The sequence below is a fragment of the Formivibrio citricus genome, assembly GCF_900115065.1.
Taxonomy (GTDB): Bacteria; Pseudomonadota; Gammaproteobacteria; order Burkholderiales; family Chitinibacteraceae; genus Formivibrio; species Formivibrio citricus.
In genome coordinates this window covers 1-21,231 of sequence record NZ_FOVE01000017.1, presented here as the reverse complement: position 1 = coordinate 21,231, position 21,231 = coordinate 1, and the positions used below count along the sequence as shown (strand labels likewise).

Annotated in this window: 15 protein-coding genes and 2 rRNA genes; 11 read left to right on the top strand and 6 right to left on the bottom strand. The window is 59.1% G+C overall.

Going from position 1 to position 21,231, the window contains the following annotated elements; all coding sequences use genetic code 11:
* Positions 1-18: 18 nt before the first annotated feature.
* From BMZ36_RS11190 to ppsA, 3 genes are all read right to left on the bottom strand, one after another.
* Positions 19-987: a cache domain-containing protein gene (locus BMZ36_RS11190; RefSeq protein ID WP_177187866.1), complete on the bottom strand. Its 969-nt coding sequence runs from the start codon at positions 985-987 to the stop codon at positions 19-21.
* Positions 988-1,062: 75 nt separating this feature from the next.
* Complete coding sequence (locus tag BMZ36_RS11185) at positions 1,063-2,040, bottom strand: cache domain-containing protein (protein WP_091196306.1); 978 nt, start codon at positions 2,038-2,040, stop codon at positions 1,063-1,065.
* 178 nt (positions 2,041-2,218) lie between these two features.
* Positions 2,219-4,594, bottom strand: a complete 2,376-nt coding sequence (gene ppsA, locus BMZ36_RS11180) for a phosphoenolpyruvate synthase (RefSeq protein WP_091196456.1) — start codon at positions 4,592-4,594, stop codon at positions 2,219-2,221.
* Between the two features lie 361 nt (positions 4,595-4,955).
* Between ppsA and ppsR the strand changes: the two genes are divergently transcribed.
* From ppsR to BMZ36_RS11150, 6 genes are all read left to right on the top strand, one after another.
* Positions 4,956-5,780 (top strand): posphoenolpyruvate synthetase regulatory kinase/phosphorylase PpsR, encoded by an 825-nt coding sequence (gene ppsR / locus BMZ36_RS11175; RefSeq protein ID WP_091196301.1) that lies wholly within the window; start codon positions 4,956-4,958, stop codon positions 5,778-5,780.
* A gap of 97 nt (positions 5,781-5,877) precedes the next feature.
* Positions 5,878-6,600 carry a septum site-determining protein MinC gene (gene minC / locus BMZ36_RS11170; protein ID WP_091196297.1) on the top strand — a complete coding sequence of 241 codons (723 nt, stop codon included), beginning with the start codon at positions 5,878-5,880 and terminating at the stop codon, positions 6,598-6,600.
* 20 nt (positions 6,601-6,620) lie between these two features.
* Positions 6,621-7,430 (top strand): septum site-determining protein MinD, encoded by an 810-nt coding sequence (gene minD / locus BMZ36_RS11165; RefSeq protein WP_091196293.1) that lies wholly within the window; start codon positions 6,621-6,623, stop codon positions 7,428-7,430.
* Positions 7,431-7,433: 3 nt separating this feature from the next.
* Positions 7,434-7,694: a cell division topological specificity factor MinE gene (gene minE, locus BMZ36_RS11160; RefSeq protein WP_091196288.1), complete on the top strand. Its 261-nt coding sequence runs from the start codon at positions 7,434-7,436 to the stop codon at positions 7,692-7,694.
* 62 nt (positions 7,695-7,756) lie between these two features.
* The gene (gene map, locus BMZ36_RS11155) at positions 7,757-8,566 is read left to right on the top strand and encodes a type I methionyl aminopeptidase (protein ID WP_091196285.1); all 810 of its coding nucleotides are present in this window, start codon (positions 7,757-7,759) and stop codon (positions 8,564-8,566) included.
* A gap of 13 nt (positions 8,567-8,579) precedes the next feature.
* The gene (locus BMZ36_RS11150; RefSeq protein WP_091196283.1) at positions 8,580-11,147 is read left to right on the top strand and encodes a [protein-PII] uridylyltransferase; all 2,568 of its coding nucleotides are present in this window, start codon (positions 8,580-8,582) and stop codon (positions 11,145-11,147) included.
* Positions 11,148-11,159: 12 nt separating this feature from the next.
* On the opposite strand, the gene BMZ36_RS11145 is transcribed toward BMZ36_RS11150, so the two are convergent.
* Complete coding sequence (locus BMZ36_RS11145; protein WP_091196279.1) at positions 11,160-12,584, bottom strand: MltF family protein; 1,425 nt, start codon at positions 12,582-12,584, stop codon at positions 11,160-11,162.
* 192 nt (positions 12,585-12,776) lie between these two features.
* Here BMZ36_RS11145 and BMZ36_RS11140 point away from each other — a divergent pair, with 192 nt between their 5' ends.
* The 5 genes from BMZ36_RS11140 (at position 12,777) to mltA (ending at position 20,821) form a co-directional block, all read left to right on the top strand.
* Positions 12,777-14,681 (top strand): ATP-binding cassette domain-containing protein, encoded by a 1,905-nt coding sequence (locus BMZ36_RS11140; RefSeq protein WP_091196276.1) that lies wholly within the window; start codon positions 12,777-12,779, stop codon positions 14,679-14,681.
* Complete coding sequence (locus tag BMZ36_RS11135) at positions 14,678-17,593, top strand: PAS domain S-box protein (RefSeq protein WP_091196272.1); 2,916 nt, start codon at positions 14,678-14,680, stop codon at positions 17,591-17,593. The genes BMZ36_RS11140 and BMZ36_RS11135 overlap by 4 nt, the downstream gene beginning before the upstream one ends.
* Before the next feature lie 43 nt (positions 17,594-17,636).
* Positions 17,637-19,232 (top strand): peptide chain release factor 3, encoded by a 1,596-nt coding sequence (locus BMZ36_RS11130; protein WP_091196268.1) that lies wholly within the window; start codon positions 17,637-17,639, stop codon positions 19,230-19,232.
* A gap of 210 nt (positions 19,233-19,442) precedes the next feature.
* On the top strand, positions 19,443-19,700 hold the full coding sequence (locus tag BMZ36_RS11125) for a PhaM family polyhydroxyalkanoate granule multifunctional regulatory protein (protein ID WP_091196265.1): 258 nt from the start codon (positions 19,443-19,445) through the stop codon (positions 19,698-19,700).
* Positions 19,697-20,821, top strand: coding sequence for a murein transglycosylase A (gene mltA / locus BMZ36_RS11120; RefSeq protein WP_091196261.1), 1,125 nt, complete (start codon positions 19,697-19,699; stop codon positions 20,819-20,821). The genes BMZ36_RS11125 and mltA overlap by 4 nt, the downstream gene beginning before the upstream one ends.
* A 109-nt stretch (positions 20,822-20,930) precedes the next feature.
* Here the strand turns inward: mltA and rrf are convergent.
* Together rrf and BMZ36_RS11110 are read right to left on the bottom strand one after the other, a co-directional pair.
* Positions 20,931-21,044: ribosomal RNA gene (rrf, locus tag BMZ36_RS11115) — 5S ribosomal RNA — on the bottom strand.
* A 92-nt stretch (positions 21,045-21,136) separates the two neighbouring features.
* A 23S ribosomal RNA gene (locus BMZ36_RS11110) occupies positions 21,137-21,231 on the bottom strand; the annotation flags it as partial.

Below are 21,231 nucleotides of genomic sequence, written 5' to 3'. Positions count from 1 at the left end.
CGATGTTGCACTACCCCGTCACGACTTGAAACGGGATACGGACTTCCCAAGTATATCCGCTGTTTTACCAAGTTTCTTGATGGTTCGAAGCAAATCTGCCAAATCATCCTCAGACTTCGTTTCCGCGTAGGTCTTGGCTGCAGCATCAAAGATCTGGACTTGGCCATCCAGTGTCGATGCGTTTTCCTGAATGGCAGACGTAATGTTCTTCAATTTCATCTGCATCAATTTCAAAGAGGCCATCAGACTGGTGCTGTCATCTTTTTCCAGGATGATTTCCACACCCAAGTCACCATTGGCAATTTTTTTCATGCACTCCGCAGCATCCTGCGGCTCGCCGCCCAGTTGCTGCAAGATGACACTGCGCATCCGCAAAACAAGGCCAGCCAGCAGCACCAGCAAGCCACCACCTACGGCGAGGAACATGACGGACTGCTTCCAGAAGCGGGTATCGATATCATCCACGAAGAAGCCGATCCCGTACATCCAGCCCCACGGGTCGAATTTGGCCACGCCGTTCATCTTGGGCAACAACTTCTGATGACCCGCTCGCGGAGAAAGCGCCAGGCTGACAAAGCGGTTATTGCCACTGGAGGTCAATCCATCCCGATACTGCTGCACCAAAGTTCTGCCATCAGGCATTTTGCCACCATCGTCCACTTTCCCGATCCGGCTGGCCAGCGGGTGCACGATCATGGTGTCGTCCGCAGAGCGCACGAAATAATAGATGCTGCCATCAGGTGAGCGCTGGGCTGCAATCGCGGCCTTGGCTTTTGCCTGGGCTTCCTCTGCACTCAGCTTGCCGCTCACTTCAAGTCCATGGAAATGGCGCATCTGCGACTCTGCAAAATCCAGCAATTGCACAATCTGCGCCCGGCGCTCTTCCAGCATGCTCTGACGCATGTTGTACAGCCCCAAGAGCCCCATCACGACCAGCCCCAGCAACGAGGCCACAATGATGATCAAAACACGGGTTTTAAGTCGCACAGCGGGTTTCTCCGTCAAAATCATGCGAAACAGACAATGTCATTCCAAATTCCGTCAACGCGGCAGGCCCAGGCATTACAACTTGAACCGCGACACCGACTTGCCGAGTATTTCCACGGTCCGGCTCAGTTTCTTCACCGCACGAAGCAGATCGGAAAGCTGCTCTTCCGATTTTGTTTCGGCATACGATTTGGCAGCGTCATCGAAACTGCGCACCTGTTCGTTCAAAGTTGCAGAATTATCCTGAATCGTCGACGTGATATTCTTCAGTTTCATCTGCATGACCTTCAGGAAGGCAATCAGGCTGCTGTTGTCATTACTCGCCAGCTTGATTTCGATCCCCAGATCACCATTGGCGATCTTCCTCATGCTGTCGGCTGCTTCCTGCGGCTCGCCGCCCAATTGGTTCAGGATGGAGCCCCGCATCCGCAGAACCAGTACGGTCAGCACCACAAGCAGCGCTGCAGCAACGACAATGAAGAAACTTGCCTGTTTCCAAAAACGCGCCTCAATGTCATCCACAAAGAAACCGATCACCACAATCCAGTTCCACGGCTGGAACGTCGCGGCGCCACTCAGTTTGGTGTAAAGCTTTTTATCAGGAGTATTGGGGCGCACAGCCCCCAAGGTCACGAAGCCCTTGCCCGTTCCGCTTTTGGCAATGGCTTCCTTGTACGCGTCCATGACCGGTCGGCCATCGAGCGTTTTCCCGCCAGCATCCACCTTGCCAACCCGGGCGGCAGTGGCATGAACCAAAAGAACATTGTCCTGAATGGAGCGAACCACGAAATAGTCATTGCCACGACGTTGCGCGGAAAGCGCCTCCCGCGCCTGCGCTTGGGCTTCTTCCCGGCTCAGTTTCCCGGTCTTTTCCAGGCCGTGGAAATACTTCAACTGCGCATCGGCGAAATCGAGCAATTGGGAAATCTGTGCTTTCCGCTCTTCAAGCATGCCTTGCCGCATGCTGTATAGCCCGAAAGCCCCCATAACCAGCAGCCCCAGCACCGAGGCGATAATGATGATCCAAACTCGGGTTTTAAGTCGCACAGCCATTTACTCCGTCAGGAACACGCACCCATTATCATATTACAAAAATGACGCAAAATAAGCGCAGACCGCCCATAAAACAATAAACATAACTTACAAGGAATAAAACCGGGCGCGACAGTCCGCGCACGGATAAAAAAACACCGTCCGGATCAACAGACGGTGTTTGTGAGCTGCGCCCGAATCAGGCTTGCTTGCCTTGCTCGGCCAGATACAGCCAGGTTTCCACCACCGTATCCGGATTCAGCGAAATGGTTTCGATCCCTTCGGACAACAGCCATTGGGCAAAATCCGGATGGTCGGACGGCCCTTGACCGCAGATGCCGATATACTTGCCTTGCTTGCGGCACGCCCTGATGGCGAGCGACAGCATGGCCTTCACCGCCTCATTGCGCTCGTCAAACGAGCCTGCAATCGGGCCGCCGGAATCCCGGTCGATCCCCAGCGTCAGCTGGGTCATGTCATTGGAGCCAATCGAGAAGCCGTCGAAGTATTCGAGGAAGCTTTCCGCGAGCACGGCGTTCGACGGTATCTCGCACATCATGATGACCCGCAGCCCGTTCTCGCCGCGCTTGAGGCCATTCTGCTGCAGCAATTCCACGACCTTGCGCGCCTCGTTGAGGGTACGGACGAACGGGATCATGACTTCCACGTTGGTCAGCCCCATCACGTCACGCACCTTCTTGATGGCGCGGCATTCCAGCTCGAAGCAATCGCGGAAATTCTCGTCGATATACCGGGCCGCCCCGCGGAAACCCAGCATGGGGTTTTCCTCGTGCGGCTCGTAATCGCGCCCGCCCATCAGGTTGCCATACTCGTGCGACTTGAAGTCGGACAGGCGCACGATCACCTTTTTCGGCCAGAAAGCGGCAGCAAGCGTCGCCACGCCTTCTGCAAGTTTGTCGACGTAGAAATCGACCGCAGAAGGATAGCCGGCGATGCGCGCATCGATCTGGCTGCGCAATTCATCCGGAACCTGCGGATGTGCCAGGATCGCCTTGGGGTGAACACCGATCACGCGGTTGATCAGGAACTCAAGCCGTGCCAGACCCACGCCCTCGTTGGGCAACTGGCAGAACTCGAAAGCAAGCTCGGGGTTGCCCACGTTCATCATCAGTTTGACAGGCAATGCCGGGAGTTCGGCCTGCCCCAAGTCGATGCGTTCGAACGGTACTTCACCGGCATACACCCGCCCCATTTCGCCCTCGGCACAGGAAACGGTCACGATATCGCCGTCACGCAGACGCTTGGTGGCATCGCCGCAGCCCACCACGGCCGGCACGCCCAGCTCGCGGGCAATAATGGCCGCATGGCAGGTCCGCCCGCCGCGATTGGTCACGATCGCGGACGCGCGTTTCATGACCGGCTCCCAATCCGGATCGGTGATATCGGTCACCAGCACGTCGCCGGGCTGGACACGTTCCATTTCGCTGTGGTTGCGCACGAGACGGACATGCCCTGCTCCGATCTTCTGGCCGATGGAACGCCCTTCCACCAGCAGCTCACCCGTGCCCTTGATGCGATAGCGCACCAGACGCTCGGAGCGTGTTTCCTGCGATTTCACGGTCTCGGGGCGCGCCTGCAAAATGTAAAGCAGGCCGTCTTCGCCGTCCTTGCCCCACTCGATATCCATCGGACGGGCATAATGCTCCTCGATGATCAGCGCGTAGCGCGCCAATTCCATGACATCGGAATCGGTCAGCGAAAATTGCTGGCGTAGCGCCGCCGGCGTGTCTTCGCTTTTCACCGAACGGCCGGCCACGGCTTGCGTGTCGTAAACCATGCGCGAAGCCTTGCTGCCCAGTTGCCGGCGCACGATGGCTTGGCGGCCAGCCTGCAACATGGGCTTGTGCACGTAGAACTCATCCGGATTGACGAGCCCCTGCACCACCGATTCGCCCAAGCCCCACGAAGAAGTAACGAATACCACCTGGTCGAAACCGGTTTCGGTATCCAGCGTGAACATGACGCCGGCAGCACCGGTATCCGAGCGCACCATGCGCTGAATGGTGGCCGAAAGCGCTACGAGCTTGTGGTCGTAGCCCTGATGCACGCGATAGGAAATTGCGCGGTCCGTGTAGAGCGAGGCGAACACGCGGCGGATTGCATCCAGCACGTTGGCCAAGCCCTTGATGTTGAGATAGGTTTCCTGCTGACCGGCAAACGACGCGTCGGGCAAATCTTCGGCTGTAGCGGAAGAGCGCACCGCGACCGTCACTTCGTCACCCAGAGCAGCATAGCTTTGTGCGATGACCTTCTCCAGCGATTCCGGCAGCGGGGTTTCCATGATCCATTGCCGAATCTGGCGACCTGCGGCAGCCAGCGCCTGCAGATCCGAGACATCCAGTTCGGCCAGCACAGCATCGATCCGGTCAGCCAGCCCCAGATGGGACAGGAACAACTGCCATGCCTCGGAAGTGGTGGCAAAACCGCCAGGAACGCGCACACCCTTGTCGGAAAGCTGAGAAATCATTTCTCCGAGCGAGGCGTTTTTACCCCCGACGCGCGGCACATCCTGCATCCGCAGTTCAGCCAGATCGATAACGAGAAGGTCAGACACGGGCAACTCCCATTTTTGCGAACAAAATTGTTTTAATTCTAGCGTGCGCGCAGCACGCCCCACAAGGAAAAACTTGTGCACCCGCAACAAAAACCGGAAGAAAATTTGTGGCGCATGCAATAAAAGAGAAAACGGTTGCGAGCAAAAACAGATTTGCTTTAGCCTGAATCCGGTATCCGGCGCAGGCATTCTTGCTCAACAATTACAAAAAAACACAAGCACGCCCGTGCTTTATATTTAATCAGGCCCGGACCTGCCCCACCCCGTTACTCTAGGGGTTATCCGCAACATTTCGCAAGCGATGTTGCACGGCAAAAAGCCGGACGGGAATTCATGGCCAGCAAACATGCGGAGTTGACACATGCGTACAGTTTTTTTTGTTTCTGACGGAACCGGCCTCACGGCTGAAATGCTGGGGCATTCCCTGCTGGCACAGTTTGCCGGCATCGAATTCAAGCGGGTCACGCTGCCCTTCATCAACACACCGGAAAAAGCGGCCGGCGCGCTGGAAACCATCCACGCCCAAGCCGAAAAGGACAAGAACCGCCCCATCGTGTTCTGCACGCTGGTCGACCCGGCGGTCAAACCCTATTTCCGCACCAACGAAGCGCTGATACTCGACCCCTGCGATGCCTTCGTCAGCCTGATGGAAAGCGAATTGGGCACGCCGTCCTCGCACCGTGTCGGCGCTGCCCACGCCATCGAGGACCTGCGCGTCTACATGGGCCGCATTGCCGCCGTGAACTTCGCCATGGCACATGACGACGGCGTCCTGCCGCGCGACTTGGCCGAAGCCGACCTGATTCTGGTCGGCGTATCCCGCTCGGGGAAAACCCCCACCTGTCTGTATCTCGCTCTGCACTTCGGCATCAAGGTCGCCAATTACCCGCTCACCCCCGAGGACTTCGGCTCGCAAGGACTGCCCAAACTTCTGGCACCCTGGAGGGAAAAGCTGTTCGGTCTGACGATCGCCCCGGAACGTCTGGCAGAGATCCGCGGCGAGCGCACGCCCAACAGCCGCTATGCGGCGGCCGACAATTGCCGCTTCGAAGTCGAAGAGGCCGAGGCCCTGATGCGCCGCTGCAACATTCCCTACCTCAACACCACCCGACTTTCGATCGAGGAACTGGCCACCACCATCCTCCACCGGACCGGATTGACTCGCTTTGGCGGCGGGGCGGGCTGACTCCACCACTTCAAAACGGGTGGAAGGCTTGCGCGCCTTCCACCCGCCTCTCCGAAACGGTAAACTCGCACTTTCCCCACTTTCCGGTTACAGCCGCATGGCCTTGATCGCCCCGCCAGACAACAGCGCCAGCCCTTTCGAATTTCGCAGCGCCGAGTTGCGCCTTGTGGCCTTTGCTCCGGCCACGCTCGATCCTGTACGCCTGGAAGCTGGTCTGCGCAACAAGCTCGGTGGAGGGGAGCACTTTCTGACCGGCGAACAAATCGCGCTGGATTTCGGCAGCCTGCCGGAAACACCCGATGCGGTGGAAGTGGCTGCGTTGGCAGCACTGCTGCGCCGCTACAGCCTGAATCTGGTTGCGGCCCGCGGCGGCAACAAGGATCAACTCGCCGCAGCTCGCGAAGCCGGCTTGATCGTTCTCTCCGACGAGGGGATGGCCCCCGCAGCACCGGCACCGCAAACGGCCACCACCGAACGCACGCCCACGCTGATCATCTCGCGCCCGGTGCGCACCGGCCAGCAGATCTACGCCCGCGGCGGCGATCTCGTCGTTCTGGCGCTGGTTTCGGCCGGCGCGGAAGTCATCGCCGACGGGGACATCCACATCTATGCCCCGCTGCGTGGCCGCGCCTTGGCCGGCGCGCGCGGCGACACCAGCGCACGCATCTACACCACCTGCATGGAAGCCGAAATCATTTCGGTCGGCGGGGTTTATCGCACACTCGACGAAACGCTGCCCGCCTCGCTCAAAAGCAAGCCGGCACAGGTTTATCTCGACCAGGAGCGCCTTGTAATCGAGGCGCTTTCAGACATCAACTAAGCAACTGATAGAGGAATCAAGTGGCCAAGATCATCGTTGTCACTTCAGGCAAGGGCGGGGTCGGAAAAACCACCACCAGCGCCAGTTTCGCCTCCGGGCTCGCCCTGCGCGGCTACAAGACCGTCGTCATCGATTTCGACGTCGGTCTGCGCAATCTCGACCTCATCATGGGTTGCGAGCGGCGCGTCGTGTACGACTTCGTCAACGTCATCCAGGGCGAAGCCCAGTTGCGCCAAGCGCTGATCAAGGACAAGCACTGCGACAACCTCTATGTGCTTCCCGCCTCGCAGACCCGCGACAAGGATGCCCTGACGCGCGAAGGCGTGAGCAAGGTCATCGACGAGCTGATCCACGACGGCTTCGAGTACATCGTCTGCGACAGCCCGGCCGGCATCGAAACCGGCGCCCTGATGGCGCTCTACTTCGCCGACGAAGCGATCGTCGTCACCAACCCGGAAGTCTCCTCGGTACGCGACTCCGACCGCATCATCGGCATTCTCGATGCCAAGTCGAAAAAGGCCGAAGCCGGCGAAAGCGTCAAGACCCATCTTCTGATCACGCGCTACAACCCCAAGCGCGTCGAAGGCGGCGACATGCTCTCGCTCGACGACGTGCAGCACTTGCTGCGCATCCCGCTGATCGGCGTCATCCCGGAATCCGAAACCGTGCTGCAAGCTTCCAACGATGGCACACCGGCCATCCACCTGCACAACACCGACGTTTCCGAAGCCTACAAGGACGTGGTCAGCCGCCTGCTCGGCGAACAGAAACCGCTGCGTTTCATCGAAGTTCCCAAGCAGCCGTTCTGGAAACGTCTGTTCGGGGGTTAAGCCATGTCGATCATCGAATACCTGTTCGGCACGCGAAAAAAAACCGCCAATGTCGCCCGCGAACGCCTGCAGATCATCCTTGCGCATGAGCGCGCCGGTCGCACCGGCCCGGATTATCTGCCGCAACTGCAGAAAGAGCTGGTCGAAGTGATTTCCAAATATGTCGCCGTGAACCCGGACGACATCAAGGTCCAGCTCGACCGCAAGGACGAACTGGAAGTGCTGGAAGTCAACATCGTCCTGCCGGAACACACCCGCCGCTAACCCGTCGCCGGCGCAGCGAATGCTGCGTCGTGCCGGCACAACCAGCCCGCCTGGATAGCCCCATGAGCATCGTCATCAAAACCGCCGAAGACATTGAAAAAATGCGCATCGCCTGCCGCCTGGCGGCCGAAGTGCTCGACTACGTCGCGCCGTTCGTCAAACCGGGCGTCGCGACCGAGGAGCTGGATCGTCTTTGCCACGATTACATGGTCAATGCTCAGGGCAGCATCCCCGCACCGCTCAACTACGCGCCACCAGGCTATACCCCTTACCCGAAGTCGATCTGCACCTCTATCAACCAGGTCATCTGCCACGGTGTGCCCAACGACAAACCGCTGAAAAACGGCGACATCGTCAACATCGACATCACCGTCATTAAGGATGGCTACCACGGCGACACCAGCCGCATGTTTCTCGTCGGCGACAACGTTCCGTCGCACGCCAAACGTCTGAACCAGGTCACTTTCGAGTGTATGTGGGTTGGCATCGACCAAGTCAGGCCCGGCGGGCATTTCGGCGACATCGGCGCCGCGATTCAGCGCTATGCCGAAAAAGCCGGTTATTCGGTGGTGCGGGAATTCTGCGGCCACGGCATCGGCCGCGGTTTCCACGAAGACCCGCAGGTGCTGCATTACGGCCGCGCCGGGACGGGGGCCGAATTCAAGCCCGGCATGATCTTCACCATCGAGCCGATGATCAACGCCGGCAAGAAGGAGATCAAGGCACTCAACGACGGCTGGACCATCGTCACCAAGGATCGCAGCCTGTCTGCACAGTGGGAGCACACCGTCCTCGTTACGGAAACCGGCGTCGAGGTGCTAACGCTCTCCGCCGGCAATCCGGCACGCCCGGAAAAATGGCTCCTGGATTGAGGCATTTACTCCCATGCGCTCCACCGCCGAAATCCGCCAGGACTGGACCGCTTCGCGCAATGCGCTGAAATCGCGCTACCCCGATCCGCGTTACGCCTCTCCGGTCCTGCATCAATTGACTGCGCTTTCCGACCGGATCCTACGGGAACTCTGGTCGCAACACGATTTTCCGCAAGACCTGCTGCTGGTCGCAGTCGGCGGCTATGGACGCTGCGAGCACTATCCCTTCTCCGACACCGATCTGCTGATCCTGCTCCCCGACGAGCTGCCGCCGCCCGTCCTGGAAAAGCTCGAAGCCTTCATCGGCCGGCTGTGGGACGTCGGCATGGACATCGGGCACAGCGTGCGCACGCTGGCCGAATGCATCGACGAGGCCGGCAAGGATGTCACCGTCCAGACCGCGCTACTGGAAAACCATCTTCTGGCAGGCGACCCGACCCGCTTTGCCGCTTTCCGGGACACTGTCCACCGGCACCTCGACCCCAAGGAATTCTTCGAAGCCAAGCTGCTTGAGCAACAGGCGCGTTACGGCAAGTTCCAGAATGCGCCCTACAAACTGGAACCCAACATCAAGGAAGCGCCGGGCGGTCTGCGGGACCTGCAGCTCATCGGCTGGATCACCAACAGTCTGGGCTTGGGCAGGAGCTGGCGCTCGCTGTCCAGCATGGGGCTGCTCACCCAGGAAGAGCACCGGAAACTGCGGCAGGCCGAACGCGTGCTGCGCTGCTGCCGCATCCAGTTGCACTGGCGCGCCAACCGCCACGAAGACCGCATCCTGTTCGATTACCAGAACCAGCTCGCCGCCGACTTCGGCTTCTCCGAAAGCGATCAAGGGCCTTTGACGTTGCGCGCCAGCGAAGCGCTGATGGCGGAATACTATCTGGCAGCCCGCGTCGTCATGCAGCTCACGCCGCTGTTGCTGCAAGCCTTGAGAACCCGGATTTTTTCGCCGCTCGGCGTCACCGTCTCCCCGATCAACGAGCGCTTCCAGTTGCGCGGCGACCTGCTGGAAATCACGGCGCCCGATGTGTTCGAGCGCGAACCTTCGGCCATCCTGGAAGCGTTTTTGCTGACGGAACGGCTGGCGGAAGCCAGCGACATCGCTCCATCTACCTTGCGCGCGCTGTGGAACGCCCGCCCCTTGATCGACGACACCTTCCGTGAAGATCCGAAAAACCGCCAACTGTTCATCGACCTCTTCCGCGAACCACGCGGCTTGACCAGCACCCTGCGGCGCATGAACCAGTACGGCGTGCTGGGGCGCTACATCCCGGAATTCGGTCACATCGTCGGCCGCATGCAACACGACCTGTTCCACGTCTACACCGTGGACGAGCACACCCTCATGGTGCTGCGTAATCTGCGCCGCTTCGCCCGCCCGGCCTTCACGCACGAATACCCGCTGTGCTCGCGCCTGATCGCCGAATTTCCGCACCCGGAAGCGCTGTACCTCGCCGCACTGTTCCACGACATCGGCAAGGGGCGCGGGGGGGACCATTCACGGATCGGCGCGGAAATAGCCCGCAAGTGGTGCGAAGAACAGCCGCTGCCAACCAAGGATCGCGAACTGATTCCCTGGCTGGTCGAACATCATCTCACCATGTCGCAGATCTCGCAGAAAGAGGACATCTACGATCCCGAGACCGTGGCCCGCTTTGCCGGGCTGGTCGGCGACCAGACCCGCCTGTGCGCGCTCTACCTGCTGACCGTCGCCGACATCCGCGGCACCAGCCCCAAGGTCTGGAACGCCTGGAAAGCCAAGCTGCTGGAAGACCTCTTTGGTGCTACCAGCCGCCTGTTGACCAGCCAGAACATCACCCATGAATCCTGGGTGGAAGAGCGGCTGGACGAGGCCAAGCGCCTGCTGCAACTGTACGGCTTCCGCCCCGATGCGCACGAAGCGTTCTGGAACGATCTCGACACCGTATATTTTCTGCGCCACGATGCACGTGAGATCGCCTGGCATACCCGTACGCTGTTTTCCCGCATCCAGTCCGATCACCCCATCGTTCGCGCACGGCTGTCCGAATCGGGCGAAGTGCTGCAGGTGCTGATCTACGCCCGGGACCAGCCCGATCTCTTTGCGCGCATCTGCATTTTCTTTGAGCGCGCCGGCTTCAGCATCTTCGATGCCAAGATTCACACCACCCGGCGCGGCTATGCGCTCGACAGCTTTTATGTTTACGCCAGCCAGCGCAGCGAGTCCTACCGCGAACTGATCAGCTATGTCGAATACGAGCTGGCCCAGCGCATCTCTGCCCAAGCCACGCTGCCACCACCGCACAAGGGGCGAATTTCCCGCCAGTTGCGCCACTTTCCCGTCGCTCCGCACATCGCCATACGCCCGGACGAACGCAACGGGAAATTCCATGTGCTGTCAGTCGTTGCGGGCGACCGGCCCGGTCTGCTTTCCACGATAGCGCGGGTACTCTCGGCTAATTGCATCAATCTGGAATCGGCAAAAATCATGACACTGGGTGAACGGGCCGAAGACACTTTTCTGATTTCCGGAAAGCTGCTTGACGACGAAAAAGCAGTAGTCCAGCTGGAAACGGATCTGTTGCAGGCTTTGCAGGAATAGGTGCTGTTGAAGTTACTCGGTAGCGCGCGATGCTGTCTGGCCACGCACCCTTGCCCCCGTAGCAGACGCTCGCTCGCCGCCCAAGCCGGATTTCTGCCCAGCGGACTGGTAGGCATGGTAATAGCGGCTGACCGCCAGCACATAATCAACCATGCGTTTGCCCGCAGTCTCGCGAGCCACTTTTTCCACGTTACCTGTCCAGCGATTGGGATCCAGTCCCTGCGCCGCTGCTTTGGCGCGCAGGCTCTTGAGGCGCCCCTCTCCCGCGTTGTAGGCAGCGAGCATGAAATAGAGCTGGTCCTCCGCGGTAATTTCCGGGGAGGCAAACTGCTCGCGCAGGTAGCTGAGATAACGTGCAGCGGCAGTCACGTTCTGCGTGGTATCGTGCGGATTCTTGACCCCCATGCTGCGAGCGGTCACCGGGTCGACCTGCATCACGCCTGTCGGCCCGCGCTTGCGGACCACCTCCGTCAAACCGGATTCACGCTGCCCGATAGCTGCCAGCAACAGCCAGTCCAGACCGTTGGCCTTGGCTGCGAACTGCATCACCGGGGCAAAGAACGCCAGTTTGTCGAGCGGGTCGAGAACCCTGGATGCCTTTCCCACGCCATCGGGATGCAGGTAACGGCGAGTAAGGTCCACACCTTGCCGCACAAAGGAGTTCTTTTTCGCTGCGATAAAACGGTTGAGCGCCGCCAACACTGCCGTTTTTTCCTTGTGCACGGCCCATGCAACCGGCACCGGTTTTTCCAGGCAAAAATCGGTAGTCGTCTTGCTGAACACTCCGCCCCAGAGCGCCCCCAGGAACTGGCTGGACAGAAGATACCGGGAAGGATCCTTGTTGGCATCCGCAAGCAGTTTTTCCTGCGTCACGCCTCCGCCCGGGGAGTCGTGAGCAACTTCCGCCTTGCCCTCCCGACGGCGCGCCTCGTTCAAGTCGAGCAGCAAGCGGCGGGCATAACCAGCCGTAGTCAGCTTTACCCCTGCTTCGGCGAGCTGGTCCATGTCCGGCAAGGCCTTGCCGCTGCGATTGCGCATCACGCACCAGCGATCTTGGATGAAGGGCTCGGTAAACGCCACCAGATGACGCGCCCCTTCCGATACGGGCAACAATCCTGCCGCCATATCGCCTTTTCCGTCGAAAAGCGCCGGGATCAATTCAGTGGGCTCCAGGGGGATGAACTGCAGACTGGTGCGCGATTTGCCGCGCCCCTGGTTGACGAATTTCTCGAACTCCAGCAGCCAGGCATATTCGACGCCATGCACCCGCCCATCCCGGAAAAAATAACTGGATGGCCCCATCGCTACGAGAACCCGTATTTGCGCAGGCAGCGCGGAGCCCCCCGTTCCCTCGGCCACGGCAGAGGCGGGCGGTTTTGCCGCGTGACCCAGGCCGGTCAGGCACAGCAACAAAATTGAAGTAACCAGCGGTTTCATCAGGGTTTTTTCTAATCGGACAAACCGAATATTATGTGCAATCGCGCCTGGTTACAAATTCACGCCCCATTTTCATCCACTCCCGGATGCACCATCTTCAGGCCAATCCGCGCCCGCGCTTGGCGCAAAGCCATAGCCGCCCGTCGGAATAGGCTCTTATAATCCCGGCTGACTTCCATTTGCGATCCCGCCATGCCGCTCCTGCTCGTTGAAAACGCCCACCTTGCCTTTGGCCACTGGCCGCTGCTCGATGCAGCCACCTTTTCGCTTGAACCTGGAGAGCGGGTCGGCCTGATCGGGCGCAATGGCGCGGGCAAATCGTCCTTGCTCAAGGCCATTGCCGGCGTCGCCAGGCTGGACGACGGAGAGATACGCATTGAGGACAACGCGCGCGTTGCCTTCGTTCCGCAGGAACCCGCATTCGATGCGCAACACACAGTCTTTGAAGCCGTAGCGGAAGGCCTCGGCGAAATCCGCCAACTTTTGCTTGAGTACCACGCAGCGACGCACGCGCTGGACGCTTCCGAAGCCAGCCTGGCCCGCCTTACCGAATTGCAGCACGAACTGGAAAACCGCGACGGTTGGAGGCTGGACTCGCTGATTTCCACTACCCTCTCGCATCTCGACCTCCCCGCGGACTCCAAGGTAGGAGAACTCTCAGGCGGCTGGAAAAAACGCGTGGCCCTGGCGCGCGCGCTGGTCGCCGAACCGCAACTCCTGCTGCTCGACGAACCGACCAACCACCTCGACGTCGCGGCCATCGAATGGCTGGAAGGCCTCCTGAAAAACTTTGCCGGCAGCGTACTGTTCATCACCCATGACCGGCGTTTTCTCGACAACGTTTCCACCCGCATCATCGAACTCGACCGCGGCAAACTCACAAGCTTTCCCGGCAACTTCAGCGAGTACCAAACCCGCAAGGCCGAGCAACTGGCGCAGGAGGACGTGGTCAACCGCAAGTTCGACAAGTTCCTCGCCCAGGAAGAAGTCTGGATTCGCAAGGGAATCGAAGCACGTCGCACCCGCAACGAAGGTCGCGTGCGCCGGCTGGAACAACTGCGCCGCGACCGGACGGCACGGCGCGAGCGCGTCGGCAATGTGGGCTTCCAGCTCGATGCAGGCGAGCGCTCCGGGAAACTCGTTGCCGAGCTTGAGCATGTAAACAAGGCTTACGGCGACAAGGTACTCATCAAGGATTTCACCACACGCCTGTTGCGCGGCGACCGCATCGGCCTGATCGGCCCCAACGGTGCCGGCAAGACCACGCTTCTTAAACTCATCCTCGGCGAGATCGAGCCCGACAGCGGCACAGTGAAGCGCGGAACGAACCTGCAGATCGCCTACTTCGACCAGTTCCGCGAGGAGCTGGACGAGGAAGAATCCGTGTTCGACACGGTCGGCCAAGGCAACGACTACGTGGAAATAGGCGGTGCACGCAAACACGTCATCGGCTACCTCGAAGAATTCCTGTTCCCCGCCGAGCGAGCCAGAAGCCCGGTCAAATCACTTTCCGGAGGGGAGCGCAACCGGCTCTTGCTCGCACGGCTGTTCACCCGCCCGGCCAACGTACTGGTGCTCGACGAGCCGACCAACGACCTCGACATCGACACGCTGGAATTGCTCGAACAACTGCTGGCCGACTACCCCGGCACCGTGTTTCTGGTCAGCCATGACCGGGCCTTCCTCGATAACGTCGTCACGCAAGTGATCGCCTTCGAGGGCACAGGAAAACTGTTTGAAAACGCTGGCGGCTACGCCGACTGGATCGAAGCTCGTAATCGCATGACCGCGGCCCAACCCGCCGAAAAGGAAAAAAAGTCCGCTCCGCAACCCGAACGCAAGCCGGCAGAGCGGACGCGCAAGCCAAAATTGAGTTGGAACGAGGAAAAAGAGCTCGCACGGCTGCCCGACGAAATCGCCGAACTGGAACAGGAAATCGGCCAGTTGCAGCAGGCTTTGACCGATCCGGCCCTTTACCGCGAGTCCCCGATGAAAGCGCGGGAAATGCAGTCTAGAATTGACGAAGCAGAAACCCTGTTGCAACTCAAGTTCGAGCGCTGGGAAGCGCTTGAGGAGAAACTGGCCGCCTCGAGATGACAGAGGAAAACATTCAGCAGCTTTCCGACTGGCCTGCCAGCCAGCGAGACAAACCGCTCCTGCGCTCCCTGCGCCAGAGCGTGGTGCTGCTTTACGCGGTTTCTCTCGTCATCATGGTGGGCCACATCGCTTGGTCCACCTACCAGGACTATCAGCGCAGGATCCGCGAAAACCAGGCCATGACGCTATCGCTGGCCCGCCTGCTGGACGAACACCTGACACGCTCCCTGGTCTCCGTCATACAGGCCATGGAAAACATCGGCGAAGATCTGGAACGCGAAGGCGGCATCGGCAAGGTCAATGAACGCTGGGGGCACACACGACTCAGGGAAAAAATCCAGCTCACGCCCCAGATCCGCGGCATCATCGCGATCGACGCCAACGGCATCCTGCGCATGCACGGCTTGGAATATCCCACACGGAAAGTCGACCTTTCCGACCGCGAATATTTCCCTTTCCATCGCGACAACCCCAGCAAACAAGGTCGAATCGGCGAACCAGTCATCAGCCGCACCGACTACAAATGGCTGATTCCGCTCACCATGCGCCTGACGCTCAAAAACGGTGTTTTTGGCGGACTGCTGCTGGCTGGCGTCGAACCCGGTTATTTCCTGCAATTTTACAATTCGCTGCACCTGCCGCCAGGCACCCGTATCCAGATACTGCGCCAGGATGGCATAACCGTTCTCAATCACCCCCACGAGCCAGCCATGCTCGGGCGCAACGTTCGCGAGCAAAACCCCGCGCTGTTCGACAGCCAGCTTCAAAGGGACGCGCTCTTTTATGATGCTGTCGATGCCTATGGCGCCAAAGAGCTTGTTACCCAGCTCAAAGGTCAAGGCAACTCAGCCCTGATCGTGCGCATCGCCACCCGCAAGGAAAGCGTGCTGGCCAGTTTCTGGCAGGACACGCTCGCGCGCCTGGCCTATGCCGTCATCGTATCGGCCTTTGTCAGCGCCATGCTCTATCTGCTGATGCGCCAAATCAGGCGCGTTGAGGATACGGAAGCCAGGCTACACCTGACCCAATTCACGGTCGACGAATCCCCCGACATGATTTTCTGGTGCGACGAAACCGGCCAAATCAATTATGCCAACAGGCAATTGTCGGATGTAACAGCGCTCCCCCGTACGGAATTGCTGCAGATGCATGCCTCCGATCTGCTGCATATCGGAGAAGGCGAGTGGACACACCTGCGTGACGATCTGCAGCACAACCAACGGTTTGTACGCGAAACGCATCTGCGCACCGGACTGGACTCGCAACTTCCCGTTGAAATCACCTTGGCGCCTGTCAGGCAGGACGAGCAGGGATTCCTTTGCGTTACCGTGCGGGATATCAGCAAACGCCAGGAGGCGGAGCGGGAAATTCGCCGCCACCGCGACCATCTGCAGGAAATGGTTCAGGAACGAACCGCCGAAATACGCGCCGTGCTCGATGCCAGCCCGCTCGCCATCGCCCTGACCGTAAAAAGCCACATCCGCCTCGTCAACCCCGCCTTCGAAACACTGTTCGGTTACACCAGCGACAACATCACTGGCAAGCCCGAATATATCATCTACGAATCAAATGGCCGCTACCAGAAAACGATCGACGCCATCCAGGAGCGTATTGATCTTGGCGCCGTCTATCGGGGCGAGGTCGAGCTGAAATGCAGGGATGGCCGAGCATTCTGGGCGATGCTGTTTGCCAAGGCACTGGAACCGGATGACCCCGAACTGGGAGTCATCCTGATCATTGAGGACGTCACCGCCCAACGGATTGCAGCCCAGGCTGTGCGACAATCCGAACGCCTCAAGCGCACCATCATCGACACCACCGCCGATGGCTTCGCACTGATCGATGCCGAACGCCGAATCGTCGACATCAACCCGGCATTCTGCAATCTGCTCGGAGTCCGGAGCGAAAAACTGCTTGGTTTTTCCCCGGAACAGATCTGGGGAGAAGAGCTTGGCAAACGCATCTTTCCGCTCACTGCCCCCCCGCCTGGAGAACATCGATTTGAGGAAATCGAACTGCCAGCAGCCGCCGGCATCAACCGACCTTTCCTGACCACTTCCGGGCCAATTCTGGATGAATACGGACACATCGAATACGTTTTTGCCTTCATCACCGACATCTCACTGCAAAAAGAAAACGAACACTCACTGCTTGCCGCCAAGGAAGCGGCCGAGTTCGCCAACCAGGCAAAATCCGCATTCCTGGCCAACATGTCGCACGAATTGCGTACGCCGATGCATGCCATTCTCTCGTTCTCCGAAATGGGCATGCAGAAAGCCAACCTCACGGATCTGAGCAATCTTATCCGCTACTTCCAGCGCATTCATGCCAGCGGCAAGCGGCTCTTGGTCCTGCTCAATGACTTGCTCGACATGTCGCGGCTCGAAGCCAGCAAAATGACTTACGAAAAATCGCGCCATGTCCTGCAAAATACCGTGCGCAATGCCACTGCGGAAATATCCTCCCTGCTCGCCGACAAGCAGATCCAACTGGAAATGGACGAATCCACCCCCAAAATCATCGCGGTCTATGACAAGACCCGAATGATCCAGGTCATCGTCAACCTGCTTTCCAACGCGATCAAGTTCTCCCCGGAAAACGGTCGCATCTGCATCAGCTTCATCAGCGATGCAAAGCTGCTGGATACATCTCCGGCCGTCGGCGTCAAAGTGCGGGATGTCGGCCCCGGCATCCCGGAACAGGATCTGGAGTGCATCTTCGACAAGTTCCAGCAAAGCCGGCAGGTATCCACATCCGGAGGCTCCGGGCTGGGGCTCTCCATTTGCCGGCAAATCATGCTCGACCACGGCGGCGAGATCTTTGCGGAAAACCATCCCGATGGCGGCGCCGTCTTTACGGTTCTTCTGCCTGCGCCGCTCCGTGCAGAGCCAGCCCATAACAAAACATCCTGAATTCGCGTAAAATTCCGCGTTTCCCTTCAAGCTGTAGATCACCATGTCAGACATCGTCCGCGAAGTGGGCCGTCGCCGCACTTTTGCCATTATTTCCCACCCTGACGCAGGTAAAACCACACTGACCGAAAAGCTGCTGCTGTTTTCAGGCGCAATCCAGCTCGCCGGCGCGGTGAAAGCCAAGAAAGGCGGCAAGTCGGCGACCTCTGACTGGATGGAAATCGAAAAGCAACGCGGCATTTCTGTGGCCTCGTCGGTCATGCAGTTCGACTACCGCGACCACGTCGTCAACCTGCTCGACACCCCCGGCCACCAAGATTTTTCGGAAGATACCTACCGCGTGCTGACCGCAGTCGATTCGGCGCTGATGGTGATCGATGCGGCCAAAGGCGTCGAAGAACAGACGATCAAGCTGCTGAACGTATGCCGCCTGCGCAACACGCCGATCGTGACCTTCATGAACAAGTACGACCGCGAGGTCCGAGACAGCCTGGAGTTGCTCGACGAGGTCGAATCGGTGCTGAAAATTCGCTGCGCGCCGGTCACCTGGCCAATCGGCATGGGCAAGACCTTCCGTGGCGTCTACCACATCCTGAAGGACGAAATCCTGTTGTTCGGCGCCGGCGAGAACAAAGCCGGCCAATTGGTCGACGAAGTCATCCAGGGGCTCGACAATCCGCGTCTCGACGAACTCTTCCCGCTCGAAATCGAGCAGACCCGCATGGAGCTGGAACTCGTCAAGGGCGCGAGCCACCCGTTCGTGCTCGAAGAGTTCCTCGCCGGCGAACTGACTCCGGTATTCTTCGGTTCGGCGATCAACAACTTCGGTGTGCGCGAAATTCTCAATGCGCTCGTCGATTGGGCTCCGTCTCCAGGCGAACGTGATGCCACCGTGCGCATGGTCAATCCGACTGAAGAGAAATTCTCTGCCTTCGTGTTCAAGATCCAGGCCAACATGGACCCGAAGCACCGCGACCGCATCGCTTTCCTGCGCGTGTGCTCCGGCGAATTCACTCGCGGCATGAAGTTCAAGCATCTGAGACTGGGACGCGACATCGCAGCCAACTCGGTCGTTACTTTCATGGCGCAAGGCCGGGAGCAGGTCGAGGAAGCCTATGCCGGCGACATCATTGGCTTGCCCAACCACGGCAACATCCAGATCGGCGATTCGTTCACCGAAGGCGAGGCGCTGTCGTTTACCGGCATCCCGTACTTCGCTCCGGAACTTTTCCGTATCGTACGCATCCGCAATCCGCTCAAGATCAAGCAGTTGCAAAAAGGCTTGCAGCAATTGGGCGAGGAAGGCGCGGTACAGGTCTTCCGCCCGCTCAACGGCGCCGACATCATCCTGGGTGCGGTGGGCGTACTGCAATTCGAAGTTGTGGCCAGCCGGCTCGCCAACGAATACGGCGTAGAGGCCATCTTCGAGTCGACCAACACGCATACCGCACGCTGGGTCACCTGCGACGATCCAAAGATGCTCGCCGATTTTGAAAAGCAGCTCGTCAACAACCTCGCTCGCGACGCGGCAGATAGCTTGGCTTACTTGGCAACCAGTCGCGTCAATCTGGAATTGACGCAGGAGCGCTGGCCCAAGATTGTCTTCCACTCCACACGCGAGCACGCGGTCAGCCTCTAAGAACCCGCCTACGCTCTTGCGGCGAGGCTTTGATCGGGGCTCATGCGCTGCTCTTCACCCCGCTGGCGGCTTCTCGCGACAGAGCGTAAACAGGCCCTAAAGATCGGGGACGCTCCGCATCCACACGGAAGCGTCCCCATTCAATCCATGGTGTAATTCCTTGCAGCCGGCTAGAATTGAAACAAATACCGGCCCAGCCAAGGAAACAGCATGAGCGACTTCAACGCCAACGACCCCTTCGCCTTCTTCAATCAGTTCTGGAAAGGCGGCAGCAATGCCAACCCCTTCATGCCTCCACTGACGGAAGAAGAAATCGATCGCAAGATCATCGAGTGCCGCACGGTCGAGCAGTGGCTCACCATGCAGATCGGCATGCTGCAGATGACCGCCAAGACCCTGGAGCTGCAAAAGGCCGGCCTGCAAGCCTTCAAGCAGGGCATTGAGCCCAAGGCGGACGGCACGCCTTGAAAGGGTCGTTCCCGCACAAAAAACTGCTTTCCGCCGCGGTTGCCTTAGTACTGGCATCATGCGCCTTGCCGCCCACACAGCAATACGTGCGCTATCAGGCTGTGGGGTGGAACGATTTGCCGGACTGGCCCGGAGACGACCTAGCCGCCAGTTACAAAGCTTGGTACGCCGGCTGCTCAAGGCTCAAGGCCAATGTCATATGGCAGGATATATGTGCAGCGGCGCCCAAGGATGCCTCGGCCGAGACGATCCGCCATTTCATTGAGAACAGTTTGCAGCCGGTACGGCTGGTCAATCCGGATGGCTCCGGCAACGGTCTCATCACCGGCTATTTTGAGCCAGTCTATTCCGGAAGCCTGACCCAGACTGAAACAGCCCGTTACCCACTCCACGCCCGCCCGCGCGACCTCGTCACGGTCGAGCTTGAATCGCTGTACCCCGAACTTAAGGGCAAACGAATCCGCGGCAAACTCGTCGGACAGAGACTCATCCCCTACCCGGATCGGGCAGGAATCGCCCGACATGGCGTGGACGCGCCAGTTCTGGCCTGGCTGGAAGACCCGCTGGATGTCCAGTTCCTGCAAATCCAGGGATCTGGACGCATCAAGCTTGATAACGGCAATGAGCTTCGCCTCGGCTATGCCGACCAGAACGGACACCCTTACCGCCCCATCGGCCGTTGGCTGGTCCAGCAAGGCGAATTGACCGCCTCCGAAGTTTCCATGCAATCGATCCGTTCATGGGCAAAAGCCAACCCAGGGAGCATTGAAGCACTGTTGAACAGCAATCCCAGTTATGTATTCTTCCGCAGACTGCCCGCAGGCAACGACGGCCCGCCGGGTTCGTTGGGGCAAGCCTTGACCGCTGAACGCAGCATCGCTGTAGACCCTTCTACCATACCGCTTGGGAGTCTGGTCTACCTCTCCACTTCTCGCCCAGACAATGCCGCGCCGATACGGCGGCTGGTAGCCGCACAAGACACGGGCGGCGCAATCAGGGGTTCGGTACGGGCAGATTTTTTCTGGGGCACCGGACAAACCGCCGGAGAACTGGCTGGGAAGATGAAACAGTCAGGAAACCTTTGGCTGTTGTGGCCCAAACACAAGGCATTGCCGCAGTAATCGGCGCAGCAAGATGCTCTCTGAGCCGATCTAATCTGCGCCACAAAATTGGCACCGCTAAAAGCAAAACCCCCAGCCACGTTTGTAGCTGGGGGTTTTCTGAGGGGAAGTCTGGCGATGACCTACTTTCACACGGGAGCTCCGCACTATCATCGGCGCTGAGGCGTTTCACTGTCCTGTTCGGAATGGGAAGGAGTGGGACCGCCTCGCTAAGGTCGCCAGACATAACTGGTTGTGGGCTGTTCTTTGAACAGCACACTGAATCTGGAAGAAGTAACACTAGGTTTGATTGTTCGCTTACGCGTTTCAGATTATAGGATCAAGCCGCACGGGCAATTAGTATCGGTTAGCTTAACGCATTACTGCGCTTCCACACCCGACCTATCAACGTCCTGGTCTCGAACGACCCT

Excerpts from the sequence above, each read along its gene's own strand:
- BMZ36_RS11185 (WP_091196306.1), bottom strand. The coding sequence starts at position 2,040 with ATGGCTGTGCGACTTAAAACCCGAGTTTGGATCATCATTATCGCCTCG.
- ppsR (WP_091196301.1), top strand. The coding sequence starts at position 4,956 with ATGCGTACAGTTTTTTTTGTTTCTGACGGAACCGGCCTCACGGCTGAA.
- minC (WP_091196297.1), top strand. The coding sequence starts at position 5,878 with ATGGCCTTGATCGCCCCGCCAGACAACAGCGCCAGCCCTTTCGAATTT.
- minE (WP_091196288.1), top strand. The coding sequence starts at position 7,434 with ATGTCGATCATCGAATACCTGTTCGGCACGCGAAAAAAAACCGCCAAT.
- map (WP_091196285.1), top strand. The coding sequence starts at position 7,757 with ATGAGCATCGTCATCAAAACCGCCGAAGACATTGAAAAAATGCGCATC.
- BMZ36_RS11150 (WP_091196283.1), top strand. The coding sequence starts at position 8,580 with ATGCGCTCCACCGCCGAAATCCGCCAGGACTGGACCGCTTCGCGCAAT.
- BMZ36_RS11145 (WP_091196279.1), bottom strand. The coding sequence starts at position 12,584 with ATGAAACCGCTGGTTACTTCAATTTTGTTGCTGTGCCTGACCGGCCTG.
- BMZ36_RS11140 (WP_091196276.1), top strand. The coding sequence starts at position 12,777 with ATGCCGCTCCTGCTCGTTGAAAACGCCCACCTTGCCTTTGGCCACTGG.
- BMZ36_RS11135 (WP_091196272.1), top strand. The coding sequence starts at position 14,678 with ATGACAGAGGAAAACATTCAGCAGCTTTCCGACTGGCCTGCCAGCCAG.
- BMZ36_RS11130 (WP_091196268.1), top strand. The coding sequence starts at position 17,637 with ATGTCAGACATCGTCCGCGAAGTGGGCCGTCGCCGCACTTTTGCCATT.
- BMZ36_RS11125 (WP_091196265.1), top strand. The coding sequence starts at position 19,443 with ATGAGCGACTTCAACGCCAACGACCCCTTCGCCTTCTTCAATCAGTTC.